Source organism: Pseudomonas sp. lyk4-TYG-107 (assembly GCF_030209055.1).
In the GTDB taxonomy this organism is placed as follows: Bacteria; Pseudomonadota; Gammaproteobacteria; order Pseudomonadales; family Pseudomonadaceae; genus Aquipseudomonas; species Aquipseudomonas putida_A.
This window is the reverse complement of record NZ_JARVST010000018.1, coordinates 41,793-68,545: the sequence shown is the minus strand read 5'-3', so window position 1 is coordinate 68,545 and position 26,753 is coordinate 41,793. Positions and strand designations below refer to the sequence as shown.

24 protein-coding genes, 1 pseudogene and 1 riboswitch are annotated in these 26,753 nt (G+C 59.6%); of the genes and pseudogenes, 14 read left to right on the top strand and 11 right to left on the bottom strand.

The window, feature by feature from the left end; translation table 11 throughout:
- Nucleotides 1-18: 18 nt before the first annotated feature.
- The gene (locus QRN61_RS15055) at nucleotides 19-306 is read left to right on the top strand and encodes a PA4642 family protein (protein WP_096797272.1); all 288 of its coding nucleotides are present in this window, start codon (nucleotides 19-21) and stop codon (nucleotides 304-306) included.
- A 182-nt stretch (nucleotides 307-488) separates the two neighbouring features.
- On the opposite strand, the gene mqo is transcribed toward QRN61_RS15055, so the two are convergent.
- Nucleotides 489-1,997, bottom strand: a complete 1,509-nt coding sequence (mqo, locus tag QRN61_RS15050; RefSeq protein ID WP_027612214.1) for a malate dehydrogenase (quinone) — start codon at nucleotides 1,995-1,997, stop codon at nucleotides 489-491.
- A 709-nt stretch (nucleotides 1,998-2,706) separates the two neighbouring features.
- Nucleotides 2,707-2,940, bottom strand: a complete 234-nt coding sequence (locus QRN61_RS15045) for a hypothetical protein (RefSeq protein WP_007912834.1) — start codon at nucleotides 2,938-2,940, stop codon at nucleotides 2,707-2,709.
- A gap of 205 nt (nucleotides 2,941-3,145) precedes the next feature.
- Here QRN61_RS15045 and QRN61_RS15040 point away from each other — a divergent pair, with 205 nt between their 5' ends.
- Entirely contained in the window at nucleotides 3,146-3,730 is a 585-nt protein-coding gene (locus QRN61_RS15040; protein ID WP_003228101.1) for a YajG family lipoprotein, read from the top strand.
- A 110-nt stretch (nucleotides 3,731-3,840) separates the two neighbouring features.
- On the opposite strand, the gene QRN61_RS15035 is transcribed toward QRN61_RS15040, so the two are convergent.
- A complete protein-coding gene (locus QRN61_RS15035) occupies nucleotides 3,841-4,047 on the bottom strand; it encodes a hypothetical protein (RefSeq protein WP_027612213.1) in 207 nt (68 codons plus the stop codon).
- 194 nt (nucleotides 4,048-4,241) lie between these two features.
- Between QRN61_RS15035 and QRN61_RS15030 the strand changes: the two genes are divergently transcribed.
- Complete coding sequence (locus QRN61_RS15030; protein WP_007967709.1) at nucleotides 4,242-4,520, top strand: hypothetical protein; 279 nt, start codon at nucleotides 4,242-4,244, stop codon at nucleotides 4,518-4,520.
- A 143-nt stretch (nucleotides 4,521-4,663) separates the two neighbouring features.
- Here the strand turns inward: QRN61_RS15030 and QRN61_RS15025 are convergent, their stop codons facing one another.
- The gene (locus tag QRN61_RS15025; RefSeq protein WP_171061843.1) at nucleotides 4,664-5,827 is read right to left on the bottom strand and encodes a 1-acyl-sn-glycerol-3-phosphate acyltransferase; all 1,164 of its coding nucleotides are present in this window, start codon (nucleotides 5,825-5,827) and stop codon (nucleotides 4,664-4,666) included.
- A gap of 142 nt (nucleotides 5,828-5,969) precedes the next feature.
- On the opposite strand from QRN61_RS15025, the gene QRN61_RS15020 reads away from it, so the two are divergent.
- From QRN61_RS15020 to QRN61_RS15010, 3 genes are read left to right on the top strand one after another with little or no spacing between them, the layout of a single operon-like run.
- The gene (locus QRN61_RS15020; protein WP_027612211.1) at nucleotides 5,970-6,152 is read left to right on the top strand and encodes a CPXCG motif-containing cysteine-rich protein; all 183 of its coding nucleotides are present in this window, start codon (nucleotides 5,970-5,972) and stop codon (nucleotides 6,150-6,152) included.
- Nucleotides 6,153-6,161: 9 nt separating this feature from the next.
- Nucleotides 6,162-6,422: a putative signal transducing protein gene (locus tag QRN61_RS15015; protein WP_025109321.1), complete on the top strand. Its 261-nt coding sequence runs from the start codon at nucleotides 6,162-6,164 to the stop codon at nucleotides 6,420-6,422.
- A gap of 36 nt (nucleotides 6,423-6,458) precedes the next feature.
- Complete coding sequence (locus QRN61_RS15010) at nucleotides 6,459-7,082, top strand: SOS response-associated peptidase (RefSeq protein WP_047599203.1); 624 nt, start codon at nucleotides 6,459-6,461, stop codon at nucleotides 7,080-7,082.
- Nucleotides 7,083-7,187: 105 nt separating this feature from the next.
- Here the strand turns inward: QRN61_RS15010 and QRN61_RS27780 are convergent, their stop codons facing one another.
- Both QRN61_RS27780 and QRN61_RS27775 read right to left on the bottom strand, forming a co-directional pair.
- Nucleotides 7,188-7,931 (bottom strand): methyl-accepting chemotaxis protein, encoded by a 744-nt coding sequence (locus QRN61_RS27780; protein ID WP_431061457.1) that lies wholly within the window; start codon nucleotides 7,929-7,931, stop codon nucleotides 7,188-7,190.
- Nucleotides 7,932-8,042: 111 nt separating this feature from the next.
- Nucleotides 8,043-8,240, bottom strand: a pseudogene (locus QRN61_RS27775) (HAMP domain-containing protein); the annotation flags it as partial.
- A 1,352-nt stretch (nucleotides 8,241-9,592) separates the two neighbouring features.
- Between QRN61_RS27775 and QRN61_RS15000 the strand changes: the two are divergent.
- Nucleotides 9,593-10,411: a M48 family metallopeptidase gene (locus QRN61_RS15000; protein WP_027612207.1), complete on the top strand. Its 819-nt coding sequence runs from the start codon at nucleotides 9,593-9,595 to the stop codon at nucleotides 10,409-10,411.
- Between the two features lie 123 nt (nucleotides 10,412-10,534).
- Here the strand turns inward: QRN61_RS15000 and QRN61_RS14995 are convergent, their stop codons facing one another.
- From QRN61_RS14995 to QRN61_RS14985, 3 genes are all read right to left on the bottom strand, one after another.
- Nucleotides 10,535-11,119 carry a TMEM165/GDT1 family protein gene (locus QRN61_RS14995; protein ID WP_027612206.1) on the bottom strand — a complete coding sequence of 195 codons (585 nt, stop codon included), beginning with the start codon at nucleotides 11,117-11,119 and terminating at the stop codon, nucleotides 10,535-10,537.
- Between the two features lie 88 nt (nucleotides 11,120-11,207).
- Nucleotides 11,208-11,332: riboswitch (yybP-ykoY riboswitch) on the bottom strand.
- Between the two features lie 39 nt (nucleotides 11,333-11,371).
- Entirely contained in the window at nucleotides 11,372-12,370 is a 999-nt protein-coding gene (locus QRN61_RS14990; RefSeq protein WP_285374099.1) for a methyltransferase, read from the bottom strand.
- 33 nt (nucleotides 12,371-12,403) lie between these two features.
- Entirely contained in the window at nucleotides 12,404-13,369 is a 966-nt protein-coding gene (locus tag QRN61_RS14985; RefSeq protein WP_285374098.1) for a 2-hydroxyacid dehydrogenase, read from the bottom strand.
- A gap of 273 nt (nucleotides 13,370-13,642) precedes the next feature.
- Between QRN61_RS14985 and QRN61_RS14980 the strand changes: the two genes are divergently transcribed.
- Nucleotides 13,643-14,272, top strand: a complete 630-nt coding sequence (locus tag QRN61_RS14980) for a LysE family translocator (RefSeq protein ID WP_027612203.1) — start codon at nucleotides 13,643-13,645, stop codon at nucleotides 14,270-14,272.
- Nucleotides 14,273-14,389: 117 nt separating this feature from the next.
- Here the strand turns inward: QRN61_RS14980 and QRN61_RS14975 are convergent, their stop codons facing one another.
- A complete protein-coding gene (locus QRN61_RS14975) occupies nucleotides 14,390-15,154 on the bottom strand; it encodes an AraC family transcriptional regulator (protein WP_285374097.1) in 765 nt (254 codons plus the stop codon).
- Between the two features lie 100 nt (nucleotides 15,155-15,254).
- Between QRN61_RS14975 and QRN61_RS14970 the strand changes: the two genes are divergently transcribed.
- From QRN61_RS14970 to QRN61_RS14945, 6 genes are all read left to right on the top strand, one after another.
- Nucleotides 15,255-16,439, top strand: coding sequence for an MFS transporter (locus QRN61_RS14970; RefSeq protein ID WP_150368482.1), 1,185 nt, complete (start codon nucleotides 15,255-15,257; stop codon nucleotides 16,437-16,439).
- Between the two features lie 147 nt (nucleotides 16,440-16,586).
- Nucleotides 16,587-18,269 carry a fatty acid--CoA ligase gene (locus tag QRN61_RS14965; protein WP_027612200.1) on the top strand — a complete coding sequence of 561 codons (1,683 nt, stop codon included), beginning with the start codon at nucleotides 16,587-16,589 and terminating at the stop codon, nucleotides 18,267-18,269.
- A 337-nt stretch (nucleotides 18,270-18,606) separates the two neighbouring features.
- Entirely contained in the window at nucleotides 18,607-20,496 is a 1,890-nt protein-coding gene (locus tag QRN61_RS14960; RefSeq protein WP_096797153.1) for a DUF1302 domain-containing protein, read from the top strand.
- A 28-nt stretch (nucleotides 20,497-20,524) separates the two neighbouring features.
- Nucleotides 20,525-21,889: a DUF1329 domain-containing protein gene (locus QRN61_RS14955; RefSeq protein WP_096797152.1), complete on the top strand. Its 1,365-nt coding sequence runs from the start codon at nucleotides 20,525-20,527 to the stop codon at nucleotides 21,887-21,889.
- Nucleotides 21,890-22,090: 201 nt separating this feature from the next.
- Nucleotides 22,091-24,826, top strand: coding sequence for a winged helix-turn-helix domain-containing protein (locus QRN61_RS14950; RefSeq protein ID WP_285374096.1), 2,736 nt, complete (start codon nucleotides 22,091-22,093; stop codon nucleotides 24,824-24,826).
- Between the two features lie 123 nt (nucleotides 24,827-24,949).
- On the top strand, nucleotides 24,950-25,993 hold the full coding sequence (locus tag QRN61_RS14945) for a DNA cytosine methyltransferase (RefSeq protein WP_285374095.1): 1,044 nt from the start codon (nucleotides 24,950-24,952) through the stop codon (nucleotides 25,991-25,993).
- 122 nt (nucleotides 25,994-26,115) lie between these two features.
- On the opposite strand, the gene QRN61_RS14940 is transcribed toward QRN61_RS14945, so the two are convergent.
- Entirely contained in the window at nucleotides 26,116-26,748 is a 633-nt protein-coding gene (locus QRN61_RS14940) for a hypothetical protein (RefSeq protein WP_285374094.1), read from the bottom strand.
- Between the last annotated feature and the right edge of the window lie 5 nt (nucleotides 26,749-26,753).

The window sequence follows — 26,753 nt, the reverse complement described above, 5'->3', positions numbered from 1 at the left end:
TGCGAGCTGGAGTCGGCAATGCGTAAAGATAAGAAACAGGTGATTGGTGACGAGATCGGCGATGAGCAGATCAAGCTGTTCCTCGATTTTGAACCGGTCGACGCCACTTCGCCGTCGCTGCACAAACTGATCAAGGCCTACCGTGGCCTGCGCATCGACGATTTCGAGCGCTTCCTGACGTTCTTCGTGGCTGCCGGTTACGACGTGGATGGCAAGGACGAGCACGGCAAGACCTTCGTTGACCTGATCGCCGATCAGCGCAATGCCCCGGACTATATCGAACTGATCGAAAAATCCCGCGCCTAACACCATCCCTGTGGCGAGGGAGCTTGCTCCCGCCGGGCTGCGCAGCGGCCCCAAACTCTTGTGAGCGCTGCGCACTCAAGCGGGAGCAAGCTCCCTCGCCACAGAGGTCAGTGTTTCAAATACTGGCCATAAAAAAACGCCCCGCACTCACTGAGTGCGGGGCGTTTTTTTATGGCGCAAGATCAAGCGAAGCTTGGGGTCTCGCTGCTTTCTTCAACCAGTTCCAGGGCGATGTTGTTCTGCGTGTTGATCTTGCGATACAGCGCAGCATCGGTTTCCAGGACTTTCTCGCGGGCCGGGAAGATCTCGGCCAGTTTGGCCGCCCACTCACCCTTGGCCTTGGCCGGGAAGCATTTCTCGATCAGTTCGAGCATGATCGAAACGGTTACCGAAGCACCTGGCGAAGCGCCGAGCAGGGCGGCGAGGGAGCCGTCTTTCGCCGCAACCAGTTCGGTACCGAATTGCAGGATGCCGCCCTTTTTCGGGTCTTTCTTGATGATCTGTACCCGTTGGCCGGCCACTTCCAGGCGCCAGTCCTCGGCTTTCGCCTCCGGGTAGAAGCGGCGCAGGGATTCCAGACGCTGCTCCATCGATTGCATCACTTCGCTGACCAGGTACTTGGTCAGGTCCATGTTGTTCTTCGCCACTGCCAGCATCGGGCCGATGTTGCCGGCGCGAACCGACAGCGGCAGGTCCATGAAGGAACCGTGCTTGAGGAACTTGGTGGTGAAACCGGCGTATGGCCCGAACAGCAGGGATTTCTTGCCATCGACCACACGGGTGTCCAGGTGCGGCACCGACATTGGCGGCGAGCCCACCGCGGCCTGGCTGTAGACCTTGGCCTGGTGGTGCTTGACCACTTCCGGGTTGTCGCAACGCAGCCACTGGCCGCTGATCGGGAAGCCGCCGAAGCCCTTGCTTTCTTCGATGCCCGAGGCCTGTAGCAATGGCAGAGCCGCGCCGCCAGCGCCGAGGAAGACGAACTTGGCGTCGACTTCACGGCTGGCGCCGCTGTTGACGTCCTTGATGCTGACGGTCCAGCCGGCGCCGTTACGCTTGAGGCCGGTGACGCGCTTGCAGTATTTGACCTGGGTGTCCGGTGCGCTGGTCAGGTGCTTGAGCAACTGATTGGTCAGGGCGCCGAAGTTGACGTCGGTGCCATTCATCACGCGGGTAGCGGCCAGGACTTCGTCCGGCGAGCGGCCCGGCATCATCAGCGGCATCCACTCGGCCATCTTGGCCTTGTCTTCGGTGTATTCCATGTCGGAGAAGGCGTGGTGCTTGTGCAGCACGTTGAAGCGTTCCTTGAGGAACGACACGCCTTTGTCACCCTGAACGAAGCTCAGGTGCGGCACCGGGCTGATGAAGGATTTGCACGAGCCGAAGGTGCCTTTCTTGGTCAGGTACGACCAGAACTGTTTGGACACTTCGAACTGGGTGTTGATGTGCACGGCTTTCTTGATATCGACGCTGCCGTCGGCTGCCTGCGGCGTGTAGTTCAGCTCGCACAGGCCGGCGTGGCCGGTACCGGCGTTGTTCCACGGGTTGGAACTCTCCGCAGCACCGGAATCCATCAACTCGACGACTTCCAGCTTGATCGCCGGGTCGAGCTCTTTGAGCAGTACTGCCAGGGTGGCACTCATGATGCCCGCCCCAACCAGAACTACGTCGACTGCTTCGTTATGCGCCATTTAACGCGTCTCCAAAATCTGCAGCACCAAATTGTCGGCATGGTTGCCAGGGAGTGACGGGGCAGGTCAGTTGCGCCCCGGATACCCATGGTCAGGTTCGTCATGTCCGAATCTTCGCAATTTTTCGCAACTTCGACGGATGCATGCGGCCTGGCTTCAAGAGCTCCATGAACTCATTTCAGCACGCGGCTGGCAATTCGACTTATGGTCGAGACATCCGTTTTTGTGCAACCAAATCCGTAGCGGACAGGCTTCAGGCTCCGATGTTCGAGGTATACCCGGTCCTGTGTCGTTGGGCTGTTTCAGACGCTAATGGTGCATGTTCAGACGCAAAACTTTTCATTTGCTCGCCACACTCTTGTGAAGTTGTGAAAACCCGTTTTTTTCACGCTCTTTTGAAGACGTGAACCTCAAAAAAGGGCTGTCCAGGCCTGGCACCCTGCCCGCAAGGGCAAAACAACGCGGTGGCCGAGCGTCATGACAGCTCTGCAGATTCGCGAAAAGCGGGGTTTTTGCCGGAAGAACAGGCAAGCGCGCCAACTTCACTCGATCTGTGTGGGCGGCTCTCTGTGGGCGATTTGGGTGTCGATGCATGCGCATTGACGGTGTTGCGGGGCCCGATCAGGAGACGTCCTTATAATCGGGGGGAGATTGTATCGAAGAAATGCGGGCAGTTGCTCGTGTTTAATGACTTTTATTAGGCATCCGGTCAGATGCTCAACATCGCTTGCACACGTGCGCGGGGCTGCGACGCTATGACGCGGGCGCTGGCGGGCAGTGGCTGGTGCAACCAGTTGAGACGGATTTCTTCGATTTCCACCCAGCCATCGCCCATCGGCTGCAGGCTGCACTGCTTGAATGCCTGACAATGACCGTTGCGGTCGAGCAGGGCAAAGCTGCGGTGCAGTGGGCGTGGGGCGAACAACGAGATCAGATAACGCATGGCCGAGTACCTTGTTGGAGGACTGGTTTGAAGCTTGCCGGGCGGCCGTGACGCCGAGGTGTATGGGCGGTGAATAATCTGTGACAGGAACCGCATTCCCACGGCTGGGTCAGACATTTGAGTATTCACTGTCGGGTGCTGGTGACCCGCAGTGGCCCACCGCTATACTGCCGGCCTGTTTGTGCCTGATTCTGGAGAAAAGAGCATGTTGCAACGCCTGTTGTTCGGTTTGATCACTGTGACCAGTTTGACCCTGGTTGGCTGCGCCCACAGCCCGCAACAACTGAGCCCGGAACCGAAGCTGACCACGCAGTTGGCCCCGGTCGGCCATGGCCAGCAAGTGGTGGTGCGCGTGGTTGACGGTCGTCCGTCGCCAACCCTCGGCACCCGTGGCGGCCTGTACCCGGAAACCAGCGCGATCACCGTGCAGCGCGAGCAGATCCTGCCCAAGTTGCAGGCGCAGGCTGAAGCCGCCGTACGTCTGCTCGGCTTCACCCCGACCAGCAACGGGATGAACGCGCCGCAACTGACCGTGACCCTGACCGAGCTGAAGTACCAGTCGCCGAAAGAAGGCATGTACGTGACCGAAGCCACCATCGGCGCGACCTTCCGCTCCGACGTGCAGAGCGGCAACCGTCGTTACAGCGGCCGCTACGGCGCTTCGCTGGACCAGCGTTTCGGCATGGCGCCGAACCAGGAAACCAACACCAAGCTGGTCAGCGACGTGTTGAGCGATGCGTTGACTCGCCTGTTCAAGGACCCGACCGTGGGTCAGATCCTCGCCGAGTAAGCTGTGCGGTTGATGTGAAAAAGCCCGGCGCCAGTGATGGCTCCGGGCTTTTTTGTGGCCACAAAATTTATCTGAATACTCATACAACTGTGGGAGGGGGCAGGCGTGTGTCAGGCAGCCTGGGAGTAGAAGTCGAGGACACTCACACCGGTCAGCAGATCAGTCTCCGGCAAATCCGCATGCTGATGCCCGCCGAGGGCGCAATACACCAGCCAGTGGCGATCCTGAACATTGAAGGCGAGGCTGCCGACGAGGCTTTGTTGTTCGTCGGTCGGGGTGATGAGGTACAGGCGATCCTGGTTTTCGGCGTGCAGCATGTCGCGTTCCATGTGTGTTTCGAGGCGCGCATGGTGGCCGATGTAAATGACGATGCCGTGACACAGGACAGCCATCGGTCGATTGTCAGGTTATTTGTCGCAAAGGGTAGGGTAGTGGCGGAGGGTTTCGGTAGAATCCGCGCCGCGGTCGTCGATCTGGCGCCTGCCACACCGATTCAGTTCCGAGGTCTGTGATGTCGCTGCACTTGATGACGCTGTTTACCGCCCATCCCGCCAAATTGATCAACCTGCTGGCGTTGGCCCTGGCCTTCCCGGGCAGTTGGCTGCTGCACGCGACCCGCCGCCGTGAACAGCGCGCCATGGCCAGCATCGCCGCGCAACGCCAGGCCCAACCCAACGCCGAACCGATTCTGGATTGGGCGACGTTGCGCATGAACCGCTTTTTCTACCGCTTCGGTTTTGCCTGCCTCGGTCTGGCCCTGATCGTTTCCTGGATCAGCACCCGCTTCTGAAGCGAATGCAAAACCTTGTGGCGAGGGGATTTATCCCCGATGGCCTGCGCAGCAGGCCCATGATTATTCAGGCAGAATCCTGGGGCCGCTTCGCGACCCATCGGGGATAAATCCCCTCGCCACAGGGGCTCCGCTATGCCTGTTTACAACGGCAACCCAGCCTTCACTCGGTACTGATTGCGCACCGGCGTCGCATATTGCAGCACCAGATACGGACGGTGCTCTTCAGGGCAGGCGTCCAGTCGGCGCTGCCATTCTTCCTGCGCCTTGGCCAATTCATCCGCCGGGAACACTTCGGCAGCCTTCGGCACGTTCAGTTGCGGATCGGCATCGGCCCACTGCGCGTACGCCAGGTAATGCACCGGGAACAGGCGATAACCGCCGAGAATCTGCTTGTCCATCTCGACCGCCAATTGCTTGGTGTCTTCGAACAGTTCGGTGATCGGCGCGGCAAAGTTCACGTGCACCCGGCCCTTATAACCGGTGATGCCCTTGGCAATGCTCACGTCATCCTCGCCCGGCGCCTTGGCGTAGGTGCCGGTGGTGGCGCGGATGTACAGCTCACGTGCCTTGGCCTGGTCGCACGGGTCGTATTCGTAGCTGATCGACACCGGGGTCAGGTTCAGCGACTGGATGACCTCGCCGAACGGCTCGTCCTTGCGGCTCATGTGGAACATCTTGAGGATCGCCGACTCGGTACGGTCGTCGCCGTCCTTTGCCCGGCCTTCAGCCTGCGCGATCCAGATCGAGGCGCAATCGTTGCGGATCGAGTGGTTGATATACGCCGACAGCAATTGATACGCCGCCATCTTCTCGCGGCGCCCGGTGATCGAGCGATGCACGATAAAACTCTTGTTCAGGCGCATCAGGTCGCTGACGAAGGGTTTCTGCAGCAGGTTGTCGCCGATCGCGATGCGCGGGGTCGGCAGGCCGGCGTGGTACACCGCGTAGTTGACGAAGGCCGGGTCCATCACGATGTCGCGATGATTGGCAATGAACAGGTAGGCGCTGCCGGACTTGAATTGCTCGACACCGGTGTAGGTCACGCCATCAGTGGCGCGCTCGATGGTGTGGTCGACGTAGAACTCGACTTTGTCCTGCAAAGTGGCCACGGAGGTCACGTCGGCAAACTCACGACGCAGCCGATGGGCTATAAGTGGTTTGAGCATCCAGCCGAAGGCACCGGCAAAACGCGGGAAGCGGAAGTGGGTGAGGATATCTAGAAACGCCTTGTCGCCGAGCAGTCTTGCCAGTACCGCAGGTACTTCGCTGTCGTCGTAAGGTCGGATGGCATCGAATTCGCCCATCATGCTCTCTTGTTGGAAACGGCTAGGGTAAGTAAAGGTTTTGATCGAAAACCAACGGGGCACGGTCTGAAAAGGTAGCCAGACAAAAATAGCCCTGCAAATAGACCGGCGATTATACGCACAAGTCACCTGGGAGACCGCGATGCTGGAAGCCGCTGAATACGAATGTCCTTATTGTGGGGAGACGGTCGAGACGACAGTGGACTTGTCCGGCGGTGATCAAACCTATATCGAAGACTGTCAGGTGTGCTGTGCGCCAATAAAGTTCGTATTGCAGGTGCATGGCGAGGATTGGTTTCTGGAAGTCTTCAGCGAAAACGAGTGAGGGGCGCCCATGCAGCGAATCTACGAGCCGGAAAACCTGATGGAAGGCGAGATGCTCAAGGGCATGCTCGCCAGTGAAGGCATCGAGGCGCATCTGGTGGGCCGCGATCTGCTCGGCGGCACGGGGGAATTGCCGATCTTCGGCCTGCTCGGCCTGTCGGTCGATAACGATCAGGCCGAATACGCCCGCGAACTGATCACCGCGTACAATGCCGCGCTGCCGCTGCCCGGCGATGAACCGGAGAGCTTCCCCGGGACGCTGGTCTGTTAGGCTGGTGTTCGTTTTATTTCTGAGTCGTGTTGCCCCATGTGTGGACGTTATGCCCTGTTTCGCTGGAATCGCGATTTCGCGGCCCTGCCCGGATTTCCCGCCGATCAGCAGGCGCAGTGGAACATTTCCCCCAATGATTCGGTGTTGATGCTGCGTGCCGAGGCTGACGGCCAACGCACGCTGGCCCGCGCCCGCTGGGGCCTGACGCCGCCGTGGCTGACCGATCTGTCGAAAACACCGGCGCATGCCCGGGCCGAAACAGTGGCCGAGCAACCGATGTTCCGCGAGGCGCTGCGCCTGCGCCGCTGTCTGCTGCCGGCCAACGGTTTCTACGAATGGCGCGGCAACCTGCGCAAGCGCCCGTACTGGCTTACGCCGGGGGAGGGCTCGTCGCTGTTTTTCGCGGCGATCTGGGAGGCCTATCCGGTGCAGGAGCAGGTGTGGCTGAGCACCGCCGTCATCACGCAGCCGGCGGCCAGTCAGCGCCGACCGTTGATTCTCGATGAGGCGGGGCAGGCGGCCTGGCTCGATCCCGCGACGCCGTTGCATGTGCTTCAGGGCTTGCTCGCCAGTGAGCCCGCGGCATTGCGCGAGCGGGTGCTGGCGAATCTGGTCAATGATCCGAAGCTCAATGGGCCGGAATGCCTGACCCCGGGTTGAGTTGATGCTGTGCCGCCCTCTTCGCGAGCAAGCCCGCTCCCACAGGTTTTGTGAACGCCGCAAAATTACTGTGGGAGCGGGCTTGCTCGCGAAGGGGCCTTTGGATCAGACCTTGAACTGATTGATCAGCCGCCGCTGCTGCTCCGCCAATTTAGTCAGACCCGCACTGGCCGAACTCGACTCATCCGCACCGCCCGCCACTTCATTCGCCACCTGACCGATATTGATCACGTTACGGTTGATGTCATCGGCCACTGCGCTCTGTTCTTCCGCCGCACTGGCAATCTGCGTATTCATGTCGTTGATCACCGACACCGCCTGAGTAATCGTCTCCAGCGCTTCAGCCGCTTTCGCCGCGTGCTGCACGCTTTCGTCGGTGCGGTTCTGGCTGTCCTCCATGACCCGCACCACATCGCGGGTGCCCTGTTGCAGTTGCTGGATCATGCTCTGGATTTCTTCGGTGGCCTTCTGGGTCTTCTGCGCCAGATTGCGCACCTCGTCCGCCACCACCGCAAAGCCGCGCCCTTGTTCGCCGGCCCGCGCCGCTTCGATTGCTGCGTTCAGCGCCAGCAGGTTGGTCTGCTCGGCGATCCCGCGAATCGCGATGAGGATTGCGTTGATGTTTTCGCTGTCCTTGGCCAGCGTCTGCACCACCTCAACGGCCTTGCCGATCTCCACCGCCAGTACGCCAATCGAGCTCGAGGTATCACGAACGATCTGCAGGCCTTGGCCAGCGGCCTGATCCGCATGGCTGGCGGCTTGCGCCGCCTGAGTGGCGTTGCGGGCCACGTCTTGCGCGGTGGCGGTCATCTCCTGTACCGCGGTGGCGACCTGATCGATCTCGGCCATCTGTTTCTGAATGCCGATGTTGGTGCGAATCGCGATGTCGGCAGTGTGTTCCGAGGAATCGCTGACGCTCTGCACTGACGTCACCACCTGCGTGATCATCGCCTGCAACTTGGCGAGGAAGGTGTTGAAGCCCTTGGCAATCGAGCCGAGCTCATCGCTGCGATCACTGCTCAAGCGGCGGGTCAGGTCGCCTTCACCTTTGGCGATGTCATCGAGCATGGCGACCATTTGCTTCAGGGGCCGGGCGATGCCATGACCCACCAGCCAGATCACCAACAAACCGATGGCGGCGATGATCAGGCCGACCATGGCCATGCCGAAGGTGTCGGACTTGCGTTGTGCATCAAGGTCGGCCTGGAGTTTTTGCAGATCCGCCATCACCGCGTTCAACGGCAGTTGCAGCATCAGGGTCCAGCGCGCGTCGGTCTGGCCGATGCCGAACGGCAGGTACAGCTCGATGCGGCCCTTGTCCTTGTTGACCGAGTAGGTGACTTCGCCGCGTTTGAGATTGGCCATGTTGGCGATCTGCTCGGCGTCGAGAATGTCGCTGACCTTTTCACCGAATTTGCTGGTGTCCTTGGTGTAGGCAACGATCCGGCCGTTGCCGCCGATCAGAGCCATTTGCCCGGCGCCGCTGTACAACTTCTGGTTGGCGCCGAGGAGCATGTCCTGGATGAAGTTCACCGACAGGTCGGCGCCGACGATGCCCTGGAATGCGCCGTTGAGCATGATCGGTTCAATGAACGAGGCGAGCATCACGACCTTGTCGCCGACTTTGTACGGCGCCGGATCGATCACGCAGGGCTTTTTCGTTTCCTTGGAGCAGAGGTAGTACTCACTGGCGCGTACCCCGGTGGACAGGGTTTTCTGATCGTCGACATCGGCCAGTTTGTCCACGCCCAGACTGCCGTCGGTATTGCGGAACCACCACGGCAGGAAGCGTCCGTTGGCGGGATCGATACCGGTCACGGCGCTGCCGACGTAGGCCGCGTCATTGTGGTCCAGGGCGTTTTTTTCCCAGCCGATGTAGGTGCCGAGAATCTTCGGGTTCTGCTCGACGTTCTCCTTGATCAGGCTGATCAGTTGCTCGCGGCTGACGCTCAGGCGCGGCTGGCCGTCGGCGCCCGGTGTGCCGAGCAGCGCGTTGACCCGCACCAGTCCGCCGGCAATCAGCAGCGGCGCTTCGAGTTCGCGCTGGATCTGGCTGACCTGAGTCTGCGCCAGCGAGGTCAGGCGCTGTTCGATGACTTGTTCGAACTGCGCCTGGGTGCGCTGTTGCACCATGTCTTGAGTGCGGGCACCGGAAAACAGCGCGTACAGCACCAGCGCGGCGACCACGCTGAGGACGATGGCGCCGGCCAGGGCGGCCACGGAAAACTGGATCGACTTGAACTTCATGGGAGCTCCGCACGCAAGAGGACGTCTGCGCTGTTGTATCGGCAGCAGGCATGGCGCCATGAGCGTTGAGCGGAACAAAGGGCGGAGGATGTCGCAAATGGATCGGTGCGCGACGCAGCGGCAGCAGACTTGCCGGTTGCTGTGAATTTTTTACGACAACAGCGGTGGGAAACTTCCGAAAGACGCTGCAACACGTCTGTTGTATCTGGCGCCGATACAATTCACCCCCTACGATACGCGGCAGGTTTTCAGGGAGCTTTTGAATGAACAAGACATTGGTTGTAAGTGCACTGAGCGCAGCGCTGTTGCTGGCCGGTTGTCAGTCGGTCAACACCACCAGCGGCGGAGCCGTGGGGGTGGAGCGCAAGCAGTACATGTTCAGCATGCTGTCCTCGCAAGAGGTCGACCAGATGTATGCCCAGTCCTATCAGAAGACCGTCGGCGAGGCGTCGAGCAAAGGCGTGCTGGACAAGACCAGCCCGGAGGCCAAGCGGGTTCAGGCGATTGCCAACCGGCTGATTGCCCAGGCACCGAACTTCCGCCCGGATGCGGCGCAGTGGCAGTGGGAAGTCAATCTGATCAAGAGCGACGAGCTCAACGCCAACTGCGGGCCTGGCGGCAAGATCATTTTCTACACCGGGCTGATCGATAGCCTGAAACTGACTGACGATGAAATCGCGGCGGTCATGGGCCATGAAATCGCCCACGCCCTGCGCGAGCACGGTCGTGAGGCGATGTCCAAAGCCTATGGCATTGAAATGGCCAAGCAGGGTGCCGGTGCGTTGCTCGGTCTGGGTCAGGACAGCCTGGCGCTGGCCGACACCGTGGCCAATTACGGCATGACCTTGCCCAATAGCCGCGCCAACGAAAACGAAGCCGACCTGATCGGTCTGGAACTGGCCGCCCGTGCCGGGTACAACCCGAATGCCGCGATCACCTTGTGGAACAAGATGAGCAAGGCTTCGGAAGGCGCACCGCCGGAGTTCATGAGCACCCACCCGGCCTCGTCCAGCCGGATCGCCTCGCTGCAGGCAGCGATTCCGAAGGTGATGCCGTTGTACGAGAAAGCGCCGAAATCCTGATGGTTTTGCCGCAAGGCTGATGGCCCCTTCGCGAGCAGGCTCGCTCCCACCTTTGGAATGCATTCCACTGTGGGAGCGAGCCTGCTCGCGAAGAACGATAACTCGGTCTACCGACTTACGGGGTTAAATCCAGCCACTGCTCTGCATCGCCTTGTACACCGCAACGATCGCCAGAATCAGGAACGCCGAAGCCGCCAGGCGACGGATCAAGGTCAGTGGCAATTTCTCCGCAGCAAAGTTACCCGCCAATACCACCGGCACGTTGGCAATCAACATGCCCAGGGTGGTGCCGATAATCACCAGCCACAGCTCAGGGTATTGCGCCGCCAGCATCACCGTGGCGATCTGCGTCTTGTCGCCGATTTCCGCGAGGAAAAACGCGATCAGCGTGGTCAGGAACGGGCCGAACTTGCGTGCGGTGCTGGCTTCATCGTCGTCCATCTTGTCCGGAACCAGCGTCCACAGCGCAGTGGCGGTGAAGCTCGCGGCAAGAATCCAGTGCAGGACCGAATCGGAGAAGAAGCTGCCGAACCAGGCGCCTACCGCACCGGCTGCCGCGTGGTTGGCCAGGGTCGCAGCGACGATACCGGCAATGATCGGCCAGGGTTTGCGAAAGCGAGCGGCGAGAATCAGCGCGAGCAGTTGCGTCTTGTCGCCGATTTCGGCCAAGGCAACGATTGCGGTGGGAACGAGTAACGAGTCCAGCATCAGGATTTTCCTAAGGGGCGGGTCGACACGGCTATGACACGTACAGCCTTCCCGCCCCGGGTAAGGTGTGCGTGTCATAGGTCTTGTCAAACCCTGCGATCCGTCTGGTGCGGACGCTTGGGTCGCATACGCCATGATCTGAGGATCAAGTATGTTGACGTATGCCGGACGAGCTTGGCGCTCGTGGGAGACTACTCCCCTAGGACGGAGCGGATTCTGCCTTCGCAAAACCGATAGAGCAAGAACAAATTTTCAGCCGCGCTTGGCCCGGTAAATCCGGAAACCATTGCCCTCGGCCTTGATCGCGCACACGCCCAGATGCTCTTCGATCAGTGGCTGATACTTCAGGAAGCTGTTCGCAACCAGGCGCAGTTCGCCGCCGTTTTTCAGATGTTTGGCCGCTTTTCGCAGCAAGTTCTCGGTGGCGAAATAATCGGTGTGCACGCCGACATGGAACGGCGGGTTGCTCAGAATCGCGTTCAAACCCATCGGTGCAGCGTCGATACCGTCGCCGGTCAGCACTTCGGCGTCCAGACCGTTGGCCGCCAACGTCAGGCGACTGCTGGCGGCGGCGAAGGCATCGACGTCGAGCAAAGTCACCTGATTGTGCGGATAACGCCGTTTGACCGCCGCGCCCAAAACCCCGGCGCCACAACCGAAATCCAGCAGATGACCGCTCGGCAGTTTGTCCAGATGCTCCAGCAGCAGGGCGCTGCCGCGATCCAGTCGGCCATGGCTGAACACGCCCGGCAGGCTGATGACTTTAAGCGGGCCTTCGGCCAGCGGCAGCTCATAAGTCTGCGCCAGGCTTTCCAGCGATTTTGCTTCAGGCGCGTTGGCCACGGTGACCTGCCAGAGTTGGCAGTGACGGGCGCTGTCGAGTTTGCGCGGCTTGCCGAACGGGTTGAGTTGCTTGGACGCACCCTCGATGCCGCTGCGTTTTTCCCCGACCAGAAACACCTCACGCCCGGCCAGACGTGCGGCCACGGCATTGAGGATGTAATCGGTCAGATCCTTGGACTTGGGCAAAAACACCACGGCGCTGTCGAACTCGCGCTCCGGCACGTTTACGCCGAAATGGCTGCGACCTTCGAAGCGCGCATCGAGAGCGGCCTGATCGCCGGCATGCCAGCACCAGCCGAACGCATTGGGCAGGCGCCCTAGCAGATCGTCGGCAGGCAAACCGGCCAACAACAGCGAACCCTGGAATAACTCGGCCTGACGAAGCAGTACTTCACTGCGCGGATCCATAACTGCTCCCTGGAAAAAAAGTGCCGTAGTTTATCAACTGACGACCCGCAGCGCTGTACCGCTGAAGAATGCCAGGGCGTTTTCGGTCAATTGGCCGACGATGCGTTGCCGCGCTTCGCGACTGCCCCAGGCGTTGTGCGGAGTGACGATCAGCCGCGGAATATCGGCCGCCAGCAGCGGATTGCCGTTGACCGGCGGTTCGACACTGAGCACATCGGTGGCGGCGCCGCCGAGGTGACCGTTGCGCAGGGCATCGGCCAAGGCTTGCTCGTCGATCAAGCCGCCACGAGCGGTGTTGACCACAAAGGCGCCGGGTTTCATCGACGCCAGTTCACGGGCGCCGATGAAGTGCCGGGTGTGTTCGTTGAGTGGGCAGTGCAGGGTCAGGGCGTCGATCTGCGGCAGCAATTCGTTCAGCGGCAGACGGTCCGGGCGGGCGGGGCGGCCTGGGATCTGCCCGAGCAATACGCGCATGCCAAACGCTTCCGCCAGTCGCGCGACCGCACCGCCGAGTTCGCCATGACCAAGCAGGCCGAGGGTTTTGCCCTCCAGTTCGACGATCGGGTAGTCGAGCAGGCAGAACTGTCTGGCTTGCTGCCAGCGACCTTCGCCGACCGCTTTTTGATAATCCGCGAGGCGGGTGGCGAGGTTGAGCAGCAGCATGATCGTGTGTTGCGCCACCGACGGCGTGCCGTAACCCTGACAGTTGCACACGGTGATGCCGTGGGCGCGTGCTGCGTCCAGATCGACGTTGTTGGTGCCGGTGGCGGTGATCAGGATCAGTTTAAGATCCGGGTTGGCGGCCATCGCGGCGGCGTCGATGCGGATCTTGTTGGTGATCGCCACGCTGGCCCCGTGCAGGCGTTCGGCGACTTGATCAGGCGCAGTCTGGGCGAACAGTTGCAGGTCGCTGAAGCAGGCGCGCAACGGGCTGAGGTCGAGATCGCCGAGATCCAGTGACGGGTGATCGAGGAATACGGCGCGGCGCGGGTTCGTCATCAACTGTACCTTTTGTGCTTGGAACGGAAGGCGTAATCTGCCGAGCCTATCAGATGAAACAATTGGTTACTCACAGCGCCCGCAATACCCTGTGGCGAGGGAGCTTGCTCCCGCTGGGCTGCGAAGCAGACCCAAACCCATTCACCGTATTGTGTCAGGCACACCGGTGTTTCAGATTTTACGACTGCTGCGCAGCCGAGCGGGAGCAAGCTCCCTCGCCACAGGGTTTGAGCCAGTTGATGAATTGTTTTTACTCATTAAAGAGGAGCCCCCATGTACTGGACCGAGTTCTTGACCGTTGCACTGATCCACCTGTTGGCCGTGGCCAGCCCCGGCCCGGACTTTGCCGTGGTGGTGCGGGAGAGTGTGACCCATGGTCGTCGCGCCGGCACCTGGACCGCGCTGGGCGTGGGCACGGCGATTTTCCTGCATGTGGGTTATTCGCTGCTCGGCATCGGCCTGATCGTTTCGCAGTCGATCGTGCTGTTCAACGCCTTGAAATGGGCCGCCGCCGCGTACCTGCTGTACATCGGCTTCAAGGCCTTGCGCGCGCAGCCGGCGAAAACCGTTACCGATGATCTGCACAAAGAGGCCGGCGTGCGCACCGCGCGCGGCGCCTTCACTTCGGGCTTCGTCACCAACGGCCTGAACCCGAAAGCCACGCTGTTCTTCCTGTCGCTGTTCACTGTGGTGATCAACCCGCACACGCCGCTGGCGGTGCAGGCGGGTTATGGGGTTTACCTGGCCGTTGCGACCGCTTTCTGGTTCTGTCTGGTGGCGATGCTGTTCAGTCAGCAACGTGTACGTGCCGGTTTTGCCCGCATGGGCCACTGGTTCGACCGCACCATGGGCGCGGTGCTGATCGCTCTCGGCGTGAAAATCGCGTTTACCGAGATGCATTGATCTCAGAACCGCGACTTAAAACTGTGGGAGCGAGCCTGCTCGCGAATGCGTTGGGTCAGTCGACATTATTGGTGGCTGAAAGACCGCTTTCGCGAGCAGGCTCGCTCCCACAGGGTCTTACACAAGCTCGCTGAGTTTGCTCAGATTATTCAGGTACTCCCGGGGATTGTCCCCGAGCAAACGGCGAAACATCGCGCTGAACGCCCGCGCGCTGCCGTACCCCAGGTCCCGCGCCACGCGCTGCACGCTGTCCCCGGCGAGCAGGCGCGGTAGCGCTTCCATCAGGCGCAGTTGCTGGCGCCAGGCGTTGAAGCTCATCTTCAGTTGTCGCTGGAACAGCCGCGCCAGAGTGCGTGAGCTGGCGCCGACCTGCTGCGCCCAGTCTTCCAGGGTGTTGGGGTGATCCGGTGTGTGCAGCAACGCCAGACAGATGTTCTGCAGGCGTCGGTCAGTAGGCATTGGAATGTGCAGCGGCAGGTTTTCCAGGCTGGCGAGCTCTTCCAGCATCAACTGCTGGATTAGCGGATTGTCCGCGTGCGGCGGGCCCTGCACGGCGCGCAGGATCAGCTCGCGCAACAGCGGCGTCACCGCCAGCACGCAGCACTGTTGCAGGCTGGCCGGTGACCGCTCGGGGGCAATGAACAGCGAGCGCATCTGCACATCGCCGGACATGAAAATCTCGTGCGCGACTTGCGGCGGAATCCACACTGCGCGGCTTGGCGGAATCACCCAGGCACCGAGGTCGGTGACCACCCGCATGATCCCTCGGACGGCATACAGCAACTGCGCCTCGCGATGCAGGTGTAGCGACTGGTGCGCGCCGTCCAGATAATCCCGGGGATAGGCACTCACCGGGCCGTGTTCGAAGTGGCTGATCAACATGTCGGATTCGATGACCTGGTTGGCAGGTATGCGCTTTTTCGCCAACTTAGCATAAAGCCGCTGACAACAATCCGCCCATAACAAACACAAGCGTGCCGCCATGAACCAATCCCGAAACGTGATCCGCTACGTCAATGCTGCCCATGTGATCGACCACATGTTCATGCTGATTTTTCCCGCCGCCGTGCTCGGCATGACCCAGGCCTTCGGCCTCGACTACGCCGCACTGATCGGCCTGTCGCTGGGCGGGTTCATTGCCTTTGGCGCCTGTTCGTTACCGGCCGGCTGGCTGGGCGATCACTGGAGTCGGCGGCAGATGATGCTGGTGTTTTTCTTCGGCATCGGCGCCTCGGCGATCTTCACCGGGCTGAGCACCAGCCCGACGATGCTGGTGATCGGGTTGACCCTGATCGGAATTTTCGCCGCGATCTACCACCCGGTGGGCACCGCGATGCTGGTGGCCTACGCGCAGAATCGCGGCCGGGAGATCGGCATCAATGGCATGTGGGGCAACCTCGGCGTGGCGTTCTCGGCGCTGATCACCGGGTTGCTGGTGGCGCAGTTCGGCTGGCGTTCGGCTTTCGTGTTACCGGGGATGGTGGCGATCGTGCTGGGAATCGGCTTTGCCGTGCAGGTGCGTGAAGAGCCGATCCCGCAGCGTCCACACACCGCACTGAAGGGCGCTGCCGGGCAGCGGATTTCGATGCTCATGGTGTTCGGTGTGCTGGCACTGGCGACGGCCACCGGTGGCGTGGTGTTCAACGCCACCACCATGACCTACCCGAAGCTGTTTCAGGAACGTCTGCATGATTTGTTCGCCTCGCCGCAAACCCTCGGCGTGGTGGTCAGCCTGGCGTATGCCTTTGGTGCAGTGGCGCAGTTGAGCATTGGCCAGGTGCTGCACCGAGTCAGCTTGAAATGGCCGTTTATTGTGTTGACGCTGTTTCAGGCGCCGCTGTTGTACGCCATGGCGTATGTCGATGGTTGGGCAGTGATCGTGCTCGGTGCGGCGTTCATGTTCGTGGTGTTCGGTCAGGTGACGGTGAACGACTCGATGGTCGCCAATTTCGTCGCGCCGCAGTGGCAATCGCGGGTCTTCGCCCTGCGTTACTGCCTGTCGTTCGGCGCCAGTGCGACAGCGATTCCGCTGATTGCCTACATCGAACCGCGCCATGGTTTTGTCGGGCTTTACTTGATTCTGGCGGGTTTCGGCGCATTAACCTTCCTTGCTGCGCTGGTTTTCCCACGGACGCCTTCAGAAGCGGCTGTAGGGCAAACGGCCTGAACGGCGCTGAAATACCGACAAATGCTGGCGCAAAGCTAGCATTTGTACGGCTGTGCAAATCATTCCTTCGGCTGATTTGACTGGGGTATAACGGCTCTAGAGTAACGCTCTCTACGCCAACACCGTGCAGCCAGAAAAGGGATTCATATGTTGCAGACTCGCGTCATTCCCCCGGCCGATGGGGCCTACCAGTATCCATTGCTGATCAAACGGCTGCTGATGTCCGGCGCCCGTTACGAGAAAACCCGCGAGATCATTTACCGAGACCAGTTGCGCTACAGCTATCCGACCCTGATCGAGCGGGTGGCGCGGCTGGCCAACGTATTGACGGCGGCCGGGGTGAAGGCGGGTGACACCGTGGCGGTGATGGACTGGGACAGCCATCGCTACCTCGAATGCATGTTTGCCATTCCGATGATCGGCGCGGTGATCCACACCATCAACGTGCGTCTGTCGCCGGAGCAGATCCTCTACACCATGAACCACGCCGAGGACCGCTTCGTGCTGGTCAACAGCGAGTTCGTTGGGCTGTACCAGGCCATCGCGCCGCACCTGACCACCGTCGAGAAAACCCTGCTGCTGACCGATCTGCCGGAAAAGACCGCCGAGCTGCCGAACCTGGTCGGCGAGTATGAGCAACTGCTGGCCGCTGCGAGCCCGCAGTACGACTTCCAGGACTTCGACGAGAACTCGGTCGCCACTACCTTCTACACCACGGGCACCACCGGTAACCCGAAAGGTGTGTACTTCACCCATCGGCAACTGGTGCTGCACACCATGGGCGTGTCGACGATCATGGGCGCGATCGACAGCGTGCGCCTGCTCGGCACCAACGACGTGTACATGCCGATTACCCCGATGTTCCATGTGCATGCCTGGGGTTTGCCGTACGTGGCAACCATGCTCGGGCTCAAGCAGGTTTATCCGGGGCGTTACGACCCGGAATTCCTCGTCGAGCTGTGGCGCAAGGAGAAGGTCACGTTCTCCCACTGCGTGCCGACCATCCTGCAGATGCTGCTCAACGCCAAAGGCGCGCAGGGCACCGACTTTGGCGGCTGGAAGATCGTCATCGGTGGCAGTGCGCTGAACCGCACGCTGTATGAAACCGCCAAGGCCCGGGGCATTCAGTTGACGGCGGCGTACGGCATGTCGGAGACCGGGCCACTGGTTTCCTGTGCGCATTTGAACGACGAGTTGATGGCCGGCACCGAAGACGAACGCACCACTTACCGGATCAAGGCCGGTGTGCCGGGGCCGTTGGTGGAAGCGGCGATCGTCGACGCCGAGGGCAACTTCCTCCCCGCCGACGGCGAAACCCAGGGCGAACTGGTGCTGCGCGCGCCGTGGCTCACCGAAGGCTATTTCAACGAACCGCAGAAGGGCGCCGAGCTCTGGGCCGGTGGGTGGCTGCACACCGGCGATGTGGCAACGCTCGACAGCATGGGCGTGATCGACATCCGCGACCGCATCAAGGATGTGATCAAGACTGGCGGCGAATGGATTTCCTCGCTGGACCTCGAAGACCTGATCAGCCGTCATGTGGCGGTACGCGAAGTAGCAGTGGTGGGCATCGCCGATCCGCAATGGGGCGAGCGGCCGTTTGCACTGCTGGTGATCCGCGAAGGGCACGAGATCGGGGCGCGCGAGCTCAAGGAACACCTCAAGCCGTTCGTGGAACTGGGGCACTTGAGCAAGTGGGCGATTCCAAGCCAGATCGCCCTTGTTACGGAAATTCCCAAGACCAGTGTCGGCAAGCTCGACAAGAAGCGCATCCGCCTCGACATCACCGAATGGCAGGCCAACAACAGCACCTTCCTTTCGACACTTTGAGTGTCTGCTGGCGCGCCGAAACCGGCGCGCCAGACCCACCAAGCAAGCGCTTGGCTTGTTAAATCGAAAAATTCAGCCATCCTTGCCGTGCCGACATGTGTCGGACTGGCGAAAGGACTGTTCCAGAGTGGCCGGCAGCTGCAAATCACACTTTAGAGGGATCAAGCAGTACCCCCTGCTGGCTATAGTCCGCTCAAGGATTTTTAAGAACGGGGCACACGCACGAACAGGGGCGATGCAACTTTGGAGTGACGTCGGGTGGCTACTGGCTCCCGGTCTTCCAGGCGTTTTTAAAAGTACTCACTGCCATAACAATAATGCACATGGAGTAGCGTCGATGACATCAGTAAACCAGTTCTGGCGCCGGGCTAAACTGCCTCTGGCCGTCAGTCTTGCCTCTACGCTCGCCGGGCCCGCATTCGGCGTCAGTTTCAACGTCGGTGAAATCGAAGGTCAGTTCGACTCCTCGCTCTCCCTGGGCATGAGTATCTCGACCCAGCAGCCGAACAAGGACCTTATTGGTGTCAACAACGGCGGCAAGGGCCTGTCCCAGACCTCCGACAACGGCCACCTGAACTTCAAGAGCGGGCAAGCCTTCTCGAAGATCTTCAAGGGCATCCATGATCTGGAACTGAAATACGGCGACACCGGGGTCTTCGTCCGGGGCAAATACTGGTACGACTTCGCGCTGCAGAATCAGGACCTGGAATACAAGGACGTGAGCAACCACAACCGCGACGTCGCGGCGCGCTCTTCCGGCGGGCAGATCCTCGACGCCTTCGTCTACCACAACTACTCGATTGCCGATGAGCCAGGTTCGGTGCGTCTGGGCAAGCAGGTGGTGAACTGGGGCGAAAGTACCTTCATCGGTGGTGGCATCAACTCGATCAACCCGATCGACGTGTCCGCGTTCCGCCGTCCGGGTGCCGAGATCAAGGAAGGCCTGATCCCGGTCAACATGTTCTACGTGTCCCAGAGCATTACCGAAAACCTCTCGGCCGAAGGTTTCTACCAGATCGACTGGCAGAAGACCGTGACCGACAACTGCGGCACGTTCTTCTCGCAGCCGGACATCGTCACCACCGGTTGCGACGACAACCTGCGGGTACTGAACAAGCGTTCGACCATTCCGGGTATCGCGCTCGGGCCGTTGGCCAATGCTGGCGTCGACGTCAACGAAGAGGGCGTGCTGGTGCGCCGTTCGCCCAACCGCAACGCGCGTGACAGCGGGCAGTGGGGCGTTTCCGCCAAGTACATGTTCGACCCGCTGGCCACCGAGTTCGGCGCTTACTTCATGAACTACCACAGCCGTGCGCCGATCTTCAGCGCCACCGGCGCGCCACAGTCGATCTATAACGGCGTGGCGGCATTGCCGGGGCCGTTCCAGGCGCTGGGTCCACTGGTAGTCGCAGGCAACTCGAACTACTTCATCGAATACCCTGAAGACATTCGCCTGTACGGTCTGAGCTTCTCCACTACCCTGCCTACCGGTACGGCGTGGAGCGGTGAAGTCAGCTATCGGCCGAATGCGCCGGTGCAGTTGAACTCCACTGACATTCTGTTCGCCGGCGTACGTCCGCTGGGAGGCGCGTTGACCAACGCGTCGGTCCTCAACGGCGTGCCGGGCCAGGATCTGCACGGTTACAACCGTAAAGAAATCACCCAGCTGCAAACCACCCTGACGCACTTCTTCGATCAGGTGATGGGCGCCAACCGTCTGACCCTGGTGGGTGAAGTCGGCGTGACCCACGTCGGTGGCCTGGAAAGCAAATCCGAAGCCCGTTACGGCCGCGATCCGGTGTTCGGCCCGGGTGAACTGCCTGCCACGGGAGGTCTCAACACCTGCTCGCAGATCCTCAACACCTCCACCATCAACGGTGCCGGCCCGGGGGCTTCGCGCGATAACGTTTCCAGCAACTGCAACAACGACGGTTTCACCACAGCCACATCGTGGGGCTATCGCGCTCGGGCCATCTGGGATTACAGCGACGTGTTCGCCGGCGTGAACCTCAAGCCGAACGTGGCCTGGTCCCATGACGTGAAAGGTTACTCGCCAGGCCCTGGCGGCAACTTCGAGGAAGGTCGCAAGGCCATCAGCCTCGGTCTCGATGCCGAATACCAGAACACCTACACGGCGAGTCTGGCCTACACCAACTTCTTTGGCGGCGACTACACGACCGTGGACGATCGTGACTTCGTGGCCTTGAGCGTCGGCGTGAACTTCTAAGCACAGTTTTTTCAGGACGAACACACATATGAAAATAACAAAGAGTCTGTTCCACGCGGGTGTTCTGGGTTTGTCGCTGCTGGCGACCAGCGTCATGGCGGCCGTTCCCGCCGCCGAAGCCGACAAGCTGGGCAAGAGCCTGACCCCGATGGGCGCCGAAATGGCCGGCAACGCCGACGGTTCGATCCCTGCCTGGAAACCGTTGGCGAAAAATGCCGGCACGGTCGACAGCAAGGGCTTCCTGTCCGATCCGTTCGGCAGTGAAAAACCGCTGTTCACCATCACCGCGCAGAACGTCGAGCAGTACAAGGACAAGCTTGCTCCGGGCCAGTACGCGATGTTCAAGCGCTACCCGGACACCTTCAAGATTCCGGTTTATCCGTCCCATCGCGGCTCGACCGTGCCGGATGACGTGTTCGCCGCGATCAAGAAAAACGCCACCACCACCAATCTGGTCGCAGGCGGTAACGGTCTGGAAAACTTTGACACTGCCGTGCCGTTCCCGATTCCGAAAAGCGGTCTGGAAGTGATCTGGAACCACATCACCCGCTATCGCGGTGGCAGCGTGACCCGTCTGGTGACCCAGGCGACTCCGCAAACCAACGGCTCGTTCAGCCTGGTGTACTTCCAGGACCAGTTCGTGTTCCGCGACAAGATGAAGGACTACGACCCGGCCAACCCGGGGAACATCCTGTTCTACTTCAAGCAGAAAGTGACTGCGCCGGCACGTCTGGCCGGTACCGTACTGCTGGTGCACGAAACCCTCGACCAGGTGAAGGAGCCGCGCAAGGCGTGGGTCTACGCCACTGGTCAGCGTCGTGTGCGTCAGGCACCGCAAGTGTCCTATGACGGCCCGGGCACTGCCGCGGACGGTCTGCGTACCTCCGACAACCTCGACATGTACAACGGTGCGCCGGATCGCTACGACTGGAAGCTCGAAGGCAAGAAAGAGATGTACATTGCCTCCAACAGCTACAAGATCGACTCGCCGACCCTCAAGTACGCCGACATCATCAAGGCCGGCCATATCAATCAGGATCTGACCCGTTACGAGTTGCGTCGTGTCTGGCACGTGGTCGCCACCCTGAAACCGGGTCAGCGCCATATCTATGCCAAACGTGACTTCTACATCGACGAGGACACCTGGCAGGCAGCGGTCATCGACCACTACGACGGTCGCGGTCAGCTGTGGCGTGTCGCCGAAGCGCATGCCGAGGACTACTACGACAAGCAAGTACCGTGGTACGCGCTGGAAGCCCTGTACGACCTGCAATCGGGCCGCTACCTGGCGCTGGGCATGAAGAACGAAGAGAAATCAGCGTATGACTTCGGTTTCTCTGCCACCAAGAGCGAATTCCAGCCGGGCAACCTGGGCCAGGACGGTATCCGCTAAGCTTTGACCCGAGGCCGCATCCTCGAAAAAACGCCCCGACTGGTTCGGGGCGTTTTTTTTGGCGTTGATTTTGTAGGAGCTGCCGGCTCTCGACAGTCTTTTTGTAGCCATTTGTAGCAGCAACCTTCATAACCGCTACGTTTAAGGCTAGGCTGCGGACATCTGCTACGCCGCCAACCGCCATTCGAACAAGAGCCGGCCATGACTGATCTGTCCCCACTTCCGGGTCCCGCAAGCGTTGCCGTCGCGGCACTGGACGGACGTTTTTTCCGTCCTCCGCTGCCGGACGGATACGTCTTGCGGCCACGTCTCTGCGAGCGCCTGCAAACCGGGCTCGGTGGACGTCTGTTACTGGTGTGCGCTCCGGCCGGGTTCGGCAAGAGTTCGCTGGCGGTGGAGTTCTGTCAGAGCCTGCCGGCGCACTGGCAAAGCCTTTGGCTGGGATTGAGCCCACGGGATAGCGATCCGGGGCGGTTTCTCGAGCGGTTACTGGAAGGGTTGCAGGATTACTTTCCGGATCTGGGCAGTCGTGCACTCGGCCTGTTGAAGATGCGCCAGCGCCATCAGCCGTTCGCCTTCGAAGAATGGCTCGACGGCTTGCTCGATGAACTGGCCCTGCAACTGCAACCGACGGCGCCGCTGTTGCTGGTGCTCGACGACTACCATCTCGCCCAAGGCCCGGTACTCGACCGTTGCCTGCAGTTTTTCCTCAATCATCTTCCCGATGGCTTGCTGGTCATGGTCACCAGTCGGCAGCGCCCGGACTGGCATCTGGCGCGTCTGCGCCTGTCGCGCCAGTTGCTCGAAGTGCATGAGCAGGACTTGCGCCTGACCCACGATGAGGCCCTGACGCTGCTCGATCGACACAGCAGTTCATTGCGCGGCGAAGCGCTGGAAAACCTGATCCAGCGCAGCGAAGGCTGGGTGGCCGGACTGCGTTTCTGGTTGCTTGCGGTCTCCGAGGCTGGCAGCGGGGCTCCGTTGCCACCCGCGCTGAACGGCGGGGAAGGGCTGATCCGCGATTACCTGTTGGAAGAAGTGATCGATTGCCTGCCGGCCGAGGTGCAGGCGTTTCTCTACGACACCGCCCCTCAAGAGCGCTTTTGCAGCGAGCTGTGCGACGCGGTGCGCGAAGCACACGACAGCGCCGAAATCCTGCGGTTTCTGTTGGCGCATCAGGTATTTCTGGTGCCGCTGGACGAACACGGTCACTGGTATCGCTATCACCATTTGTTTTCCGATCTGCTGCGCAGCCGTCCGGTGACCCAGACGCTGGTGCCGGCGGCGACCCTGCACCTGCGCGCCTGTCGCTGGTTCAATGCTCAAGGGCTGCTCGACGAAGCGGTGGAGCAGGCCTTGCGCGCCGGCCATCTGGATGTCGCAGCGAATCTGGTGCAGAACCTGTCCGAGGAACAACTGCTCGCCGAGCAGAACGTGGGCATGCTGCTGCGCTGGAAAATGGACTTGCCCGACAGCCTGCTGATCAGCACGCCACGCTTGATCGTGCTCTATAGCTGGGCGCTCGGGCTGGCCTGTCAGCTGGATGCCGCTGAAGAGCTGGCCAGTCATTTAAGTCGTTTCCTGCCGGCGCCTTCGGCTTCGGCGCAGAAGTCGATGCTGGCGCAATGGCTGGCGTTGAGCGGGATCATCGCTCGAGGGCGTGGGCTTCGGGAGTTGACGATCAGATATTGCACCGAGGCCCTGGAAAGCCTGCCGGCCAAACGTTATGGCCAACGGCTGATGTGTTTATCGACCCTGTCCAATCTGGCCATTGCTGATGGCGATCTGTGGCGCGCACGCGGTCTTAACCGTGAATCCCTGGAATTGGCGCAACGGGTCGGCAATCCGCTGTTCGAAGCTTTGGCCCATTACGACCGTGCACGGGTGTTGCAATCGCGCGGCGAAATTCTGCGCGCACTCGATGAAGCCCATCAGGGCCTGGAGCGCTTACGCGGCTTGTCACCACAACGCCTGTATGCGGTGCGCGCACGGTTGACGTTGTATGAGGGTTTTCTGTTGGCCATGCGCTTGCAGCCTCAGGCGGCACGCGTGCGGTTGTTGGCCGGAATCGGCGAGGCACGCGCCTGTCGCGATATCAGCGTGTTGATCGGCCACTGCGTGATCGCCCGCCTGGACGGCGCCACTGGCGAGTTCGCCAAGGCCTTTGCCGAACTCGCTGAAGCCGAGCGCCTGATGCACATCTGGGACGTGCCGCCGATCTACTATCTGGCGATGATCACGCTGGTCAAATGTGAACTGTGGCTGGCGCAAGGCCGCACCGACCTGGCCGAAGCCTGGCTGGCGCGATTGGGTCAGACGTACACGGGCGAACGCGCTGCCGCACCACCAGAATTTCATCCACAGTTGCCGCTGCATGTGGAACTGCAACAGGCACTGCTCGACATGATTCAAGGGCAACCGATGCTCGCAGAAGGGCGGTTGAACGTGTTGCATGAAAATGGCCAGCAAACCGGCCGGCAGTTGCTCAGTGTGATGGCGTTGACGCAGAAGGTCGCGTTGCTGCTGGCAGGGGGGCGTGAGCCCGAGGCCAGGAAAGCATTGAATCAGGCATTGGAGGCGGCGGCTGGGGGCGTGTTGCAGCCATTCAATACGTTGGTGAAAGAACATGGCGACTGGCTGCGCGGGCAGTTGGTATCGATTGCGTCGACGGCGATCATTCAGCAATTGCTGGGGTACCTTCCCCTTCCTGTTGCTCGCCCGGTTGCAGAGATTTGCGTGACAGAGCAGCTCAGCAGTCGCGAACTGGCCGTGCTGCGCCTTATCGCCCAAGGATGCTCGAATCAGGAAATCAGCGAGCAGCTGTTCATTTCCCTGCATACCGTGAAAACTCACGCCAGCCATATCAACAGCAAGTTGGGGGTTGAGCGGCGCACACAGGCGGTGGCGCGGGCCAAAGAGTTAGGAGTGTTAGGCTGAATGCGAAAAATTTTCAGATTGGCGTGCGTTTGAACCGGATTTCGGCGTGTTCTTACTGTATCGTTTCGGCTCTTTAAATTAATGGTTCGCGCTAAATGCCGTACGTTTGGAAGGTTCGAATCGATGATTGATGCTGTTGACCTTTTTTGTGGTGCTGGTGGGCTCACCGCCGGCATGCGGAACGCTGGTGTCACCGTGCGTGCGGGCTATGATAATGAGCGTCAGTGTGAGTTCGCTTACCATGAGAATAATGGTGCTGCTTTTATTGCCAAGAATGTCGAAGATGTATCTGTTCAAGAGATACAGGAGTGGTATCGACCTAACCGCCTGAAATTATTAGCGGGTTGTGCTCCTTGCCAGCCGTTCTCAACATATAACCAAGGTAAAGATACTCGCAGCGATAGAAAATGGCCTCTACTTTATGCTTTTCGCCGCCTTATCGATGGGGTTAAACCAGATCTTGTCACGATGGAAAATGTGCCAGATGTCACAAAGCATGAGGTATATCATGACTTTGTCAGTGGTTTAGTTGATCTCGGATATCATGTATGGGCCGATCGTGTTCTCTGTGTCAATTATGGTTTACCGCAGCAGCGCCGTCGTCACGTACTTCTCGCTTCGAAGCTTGGTCCGATTAGAATAATTGAACCAACACATATCGGTAAACCTAAAACAGTGCAGGAAGCGATCGGGTTCTTACCCGAGATCGCAGCCGGGGAGTGCGATCCCCATGATCCGCTCCATCGATCCGCGACTCTTACGCCTCTTAATGTTCAACGGATATTGCATTCACGCCCTGGTGGGACATGGAAGGATTGGCCACGTGAGTTGGTTGCAGAGTGCCACAAAAAACCAAGCGGTAAAACATACCCAAGTGTTTATGGGCGGATGAGAGGTGATGAACCCAGTCCAACTATGACCACATTATGTTATGGTTTTGGTAACGGTAGATTTGGTCACCCTCAGCAAAACAGAGCGATTTCTTTAAGGGAGGCTGCAATACTTCAGTCATTTCCTCCAAACTATATATTCATGCCGAGCAATAAAATTACTTTCAAAGCAGTTGGCCGAATGATTGGGAACGCAGTCCCAGTGAGGTTGGGTGAGGTAATAGGCGAAAGCTTGATTGCACATGCAAATGAATATATTCATGACATTCACCAATAGCTTAATCTGAAGTTTACGCGAATTTTTTGAGTCGTAATTTTGAAGGTAATATATTATAGATAGTTAATATCTTCTGTGCGCTTTTAAGTAAGATGGCGCACAGAAGATGATAGTTTAGACGTTTACGTTACCTTGGAGAGAATGTATTCGAAATTTTTGTTTAGGCCTAATAGTTTTGCAACGGTTTTTATATTGGGCGGCAAGCTTGCACCGTATATAGACAGTGCTGCGTAGATTGTAGTATCGGTAATACTAAAGTTTTCGGGCTCAGAAAATACTATTGGGTGAGCCGGGACACTACCGTCGATCCAGTCAACGTTATTAGCTAGCGGAAATTTAATCGAGTCGATTTTTTCAAATGCTTGAATATATTGAGCATGCCAGTAATTGTGGCGCTGGTCTCCTTGGAAGTGTGGTGGATCAATTCTGAAACCATACGATTTAGCACCCGCTTTTGCGTCCTTTCCACGGCATACCATTATCTCTACTTTACTTTTATAAGGCTTTTCAAAATCCCAGCGACACCATAGGCCAATTACAGAATCTTTCAGGCGGCTAGGTGGGTTAAGAGAAATTATCTTGTCGCCGAAGTCTCCTGAGTTAGACGATGTAAGGGTTTTTATGTCGTCGGCATTGTGAATCCAGTTTGCGTTTTTGATAATCGGCATTCTGGTTATTTTTGTTTTTAGATTTTCTGTACCATCTTGATGTAATGCGCTCAGAAGTTTTTGGAATTTTGTCAGATCGCTAGACATAAAGG

Bases quoted from the DNA above. Each gene is read 5' to 3' on its own strand.
- QRN61_RS15055 (WP_096797272.1), top strand. From the start codon at position 19: ATGCGTAAAGATAAGAAACAGGTGATTGGTGACGAGATCGGCGATGAG.
- mqo (WP_027612214.1), bottom strand. From the start codon at position 1,997: ATGGCGCATAACGAAGCAGTCGACGTAGTTCTGGTTGGGGCGGGCATC.
- QRN61_RS15045 (WP_007912834.1), bottom strand. From the start codon at position 2,940: ATGCGTTATCTGATCTCGTTGTTCGCCCCACGCCCACTGCACCGCAGC.
- QRN61_RS15040 (WP_003228101.1), top strand. From the start codon at position 3,146: ATGTTGCAACGCCTGTTGTTCGGTTTGATCACTGTGACCAGTTTGACC.
- QRN61_RS15035 (WP_027612213.1), bottom strand. From the start codon at position 4,047: ATGCTGCACGCCGAAAACCAGGATCGCCTGTACCTCATCACCCCGACC.
- QRN61_RS15030 (WP_007967709.1), top strand. From the start codon at position 4,242: ATGTCGCTGCACTTGATGACGCTGTTTACCGCCCATCCCGCCAAATTG.
- QRN61_RS15025 (WP_171061843.1), bottom strand. From the start codon at position 5,827: ATGGGCGAATTCGATGCCATCCGACCTTACGACGACAGCGAAGTACCT.
- QRN61_RS15020 (WP_027612211.1), top strand. From the start codon at position 5,970: ATGCTGGAAGCCGCTGAATACGAATGTCCTTATTGTGGGGAGACGGTC.
- QRN61_RS15015 (WP_025109321.1), top strand. From the start codon at position 6,162: ATGCAGCGAATCTACGAGCCGGAAAACCTGATGGAAGGCGAGATGCTC.
- QRN61_RS15010 (WP_047599203.1), top strand. From the start codon at position 6,459: ATGTGTGGACGTTATGCCCTGTTTCGCTGGAATCGCGATTTCGCGGCC.
- QRN61_RS27780 (WP_431061457.1), bottom strand. From the start codon at position 7,931: ATGGCCGAGATCGATCAGGTCGCCACCGCGGTACAGGAGATGACCGCC.
- QRN61_RS15000 (WP_027612207.1), top strand. From the start codon at position 9,593: ATGAACAAGACATTGGTTGTAAGTGCACTGAGCGCAGCGCTGTTGCTG.
- QRN61_RS14995 (WP_027612206.1), bottom strand. From the start codon at position 11,119: ATGCTGGACTCGTTACTCGTTCCCACCGCAATCGTTGCCTTGGCCGAA.
- QRN61_RS14990 (WP_285374099.1), bottom strand. From the start codon at position 12,370: ATGGATCCGCGCAGTGAAGTACTGCTTCGTCAGGCCGAGTTATTCCAG.
- QRN61_RS14985 (WP_285374098.1), bottom strand. From the start codon at position 13,369: ATGACGAACCCGCGCCGCGCCGTATTCCTCGATCACCCGTCACTGGAT.
- QRN61_RS14980 (WP_027612203.1), top strand. From the start codon at position 13,643: ATGTACTGGACCGAGTTCTTGACCGTTGCACTGATCCACCTGTTGGCC.
- QRN61_RS14975 (WP_285374097.1), bottom strand. From the start codon at position 15,154: ATGTTGATCAGCCACTTCGAACACGGCCCGGTGAGTGCCTATCCCCGG.
- QRN61_RS14970 (WP_150368482.1), top strand. From the start codon at position 15,255: ATGAACCAATCCCGAAACGTGATCCGCTACGTCAATGCTGCCCATGTG.
- QRN61_RS14965 (WP_027612200.1), top strand. From the start codon at position 16,587: ATGTTGCAGACTCGCGTCATTCCCCCGGCCGATGGGGCCTACCAGTAT.
- QRN61_RS14960 (WP_096797153.1), top strand. From the start codon at position 18,607: ATGACATCAGTAAACCAGTTCTGGCGCCGGGCTAAACTGCCTCTGGCC.
- QRN61_RS14955 (WP_096797152.1), top strand. From the start codon at position 20,525: ATGAAAATAACAAAGAGTCTGTTCCACGCGGGTGTTCTGGGTTTGTCG.
- QRN61_RS14950 (WP_285374096.1), top strand. From the start codon at position 22,091: ATGACTGATCTGTCCCCACTTCCGGGTCCCGCAAGCGTTGCCGTCGCG.
- QRN61_RS14945 (WP_285374095.1), top strand. From the start codon at position 24,950: ATGATTGATGCTGTTGACCTTTTTTGTGGTGCTGGTGGGCTCACCGCC.
- QRN61_RS14940 (WP_285374094.1), bottom strand. From the start codon at position 26,748: ATGTCTAGCGATCTGACAAAATTCCAAAAACTTCTGAGCGCATTACAT.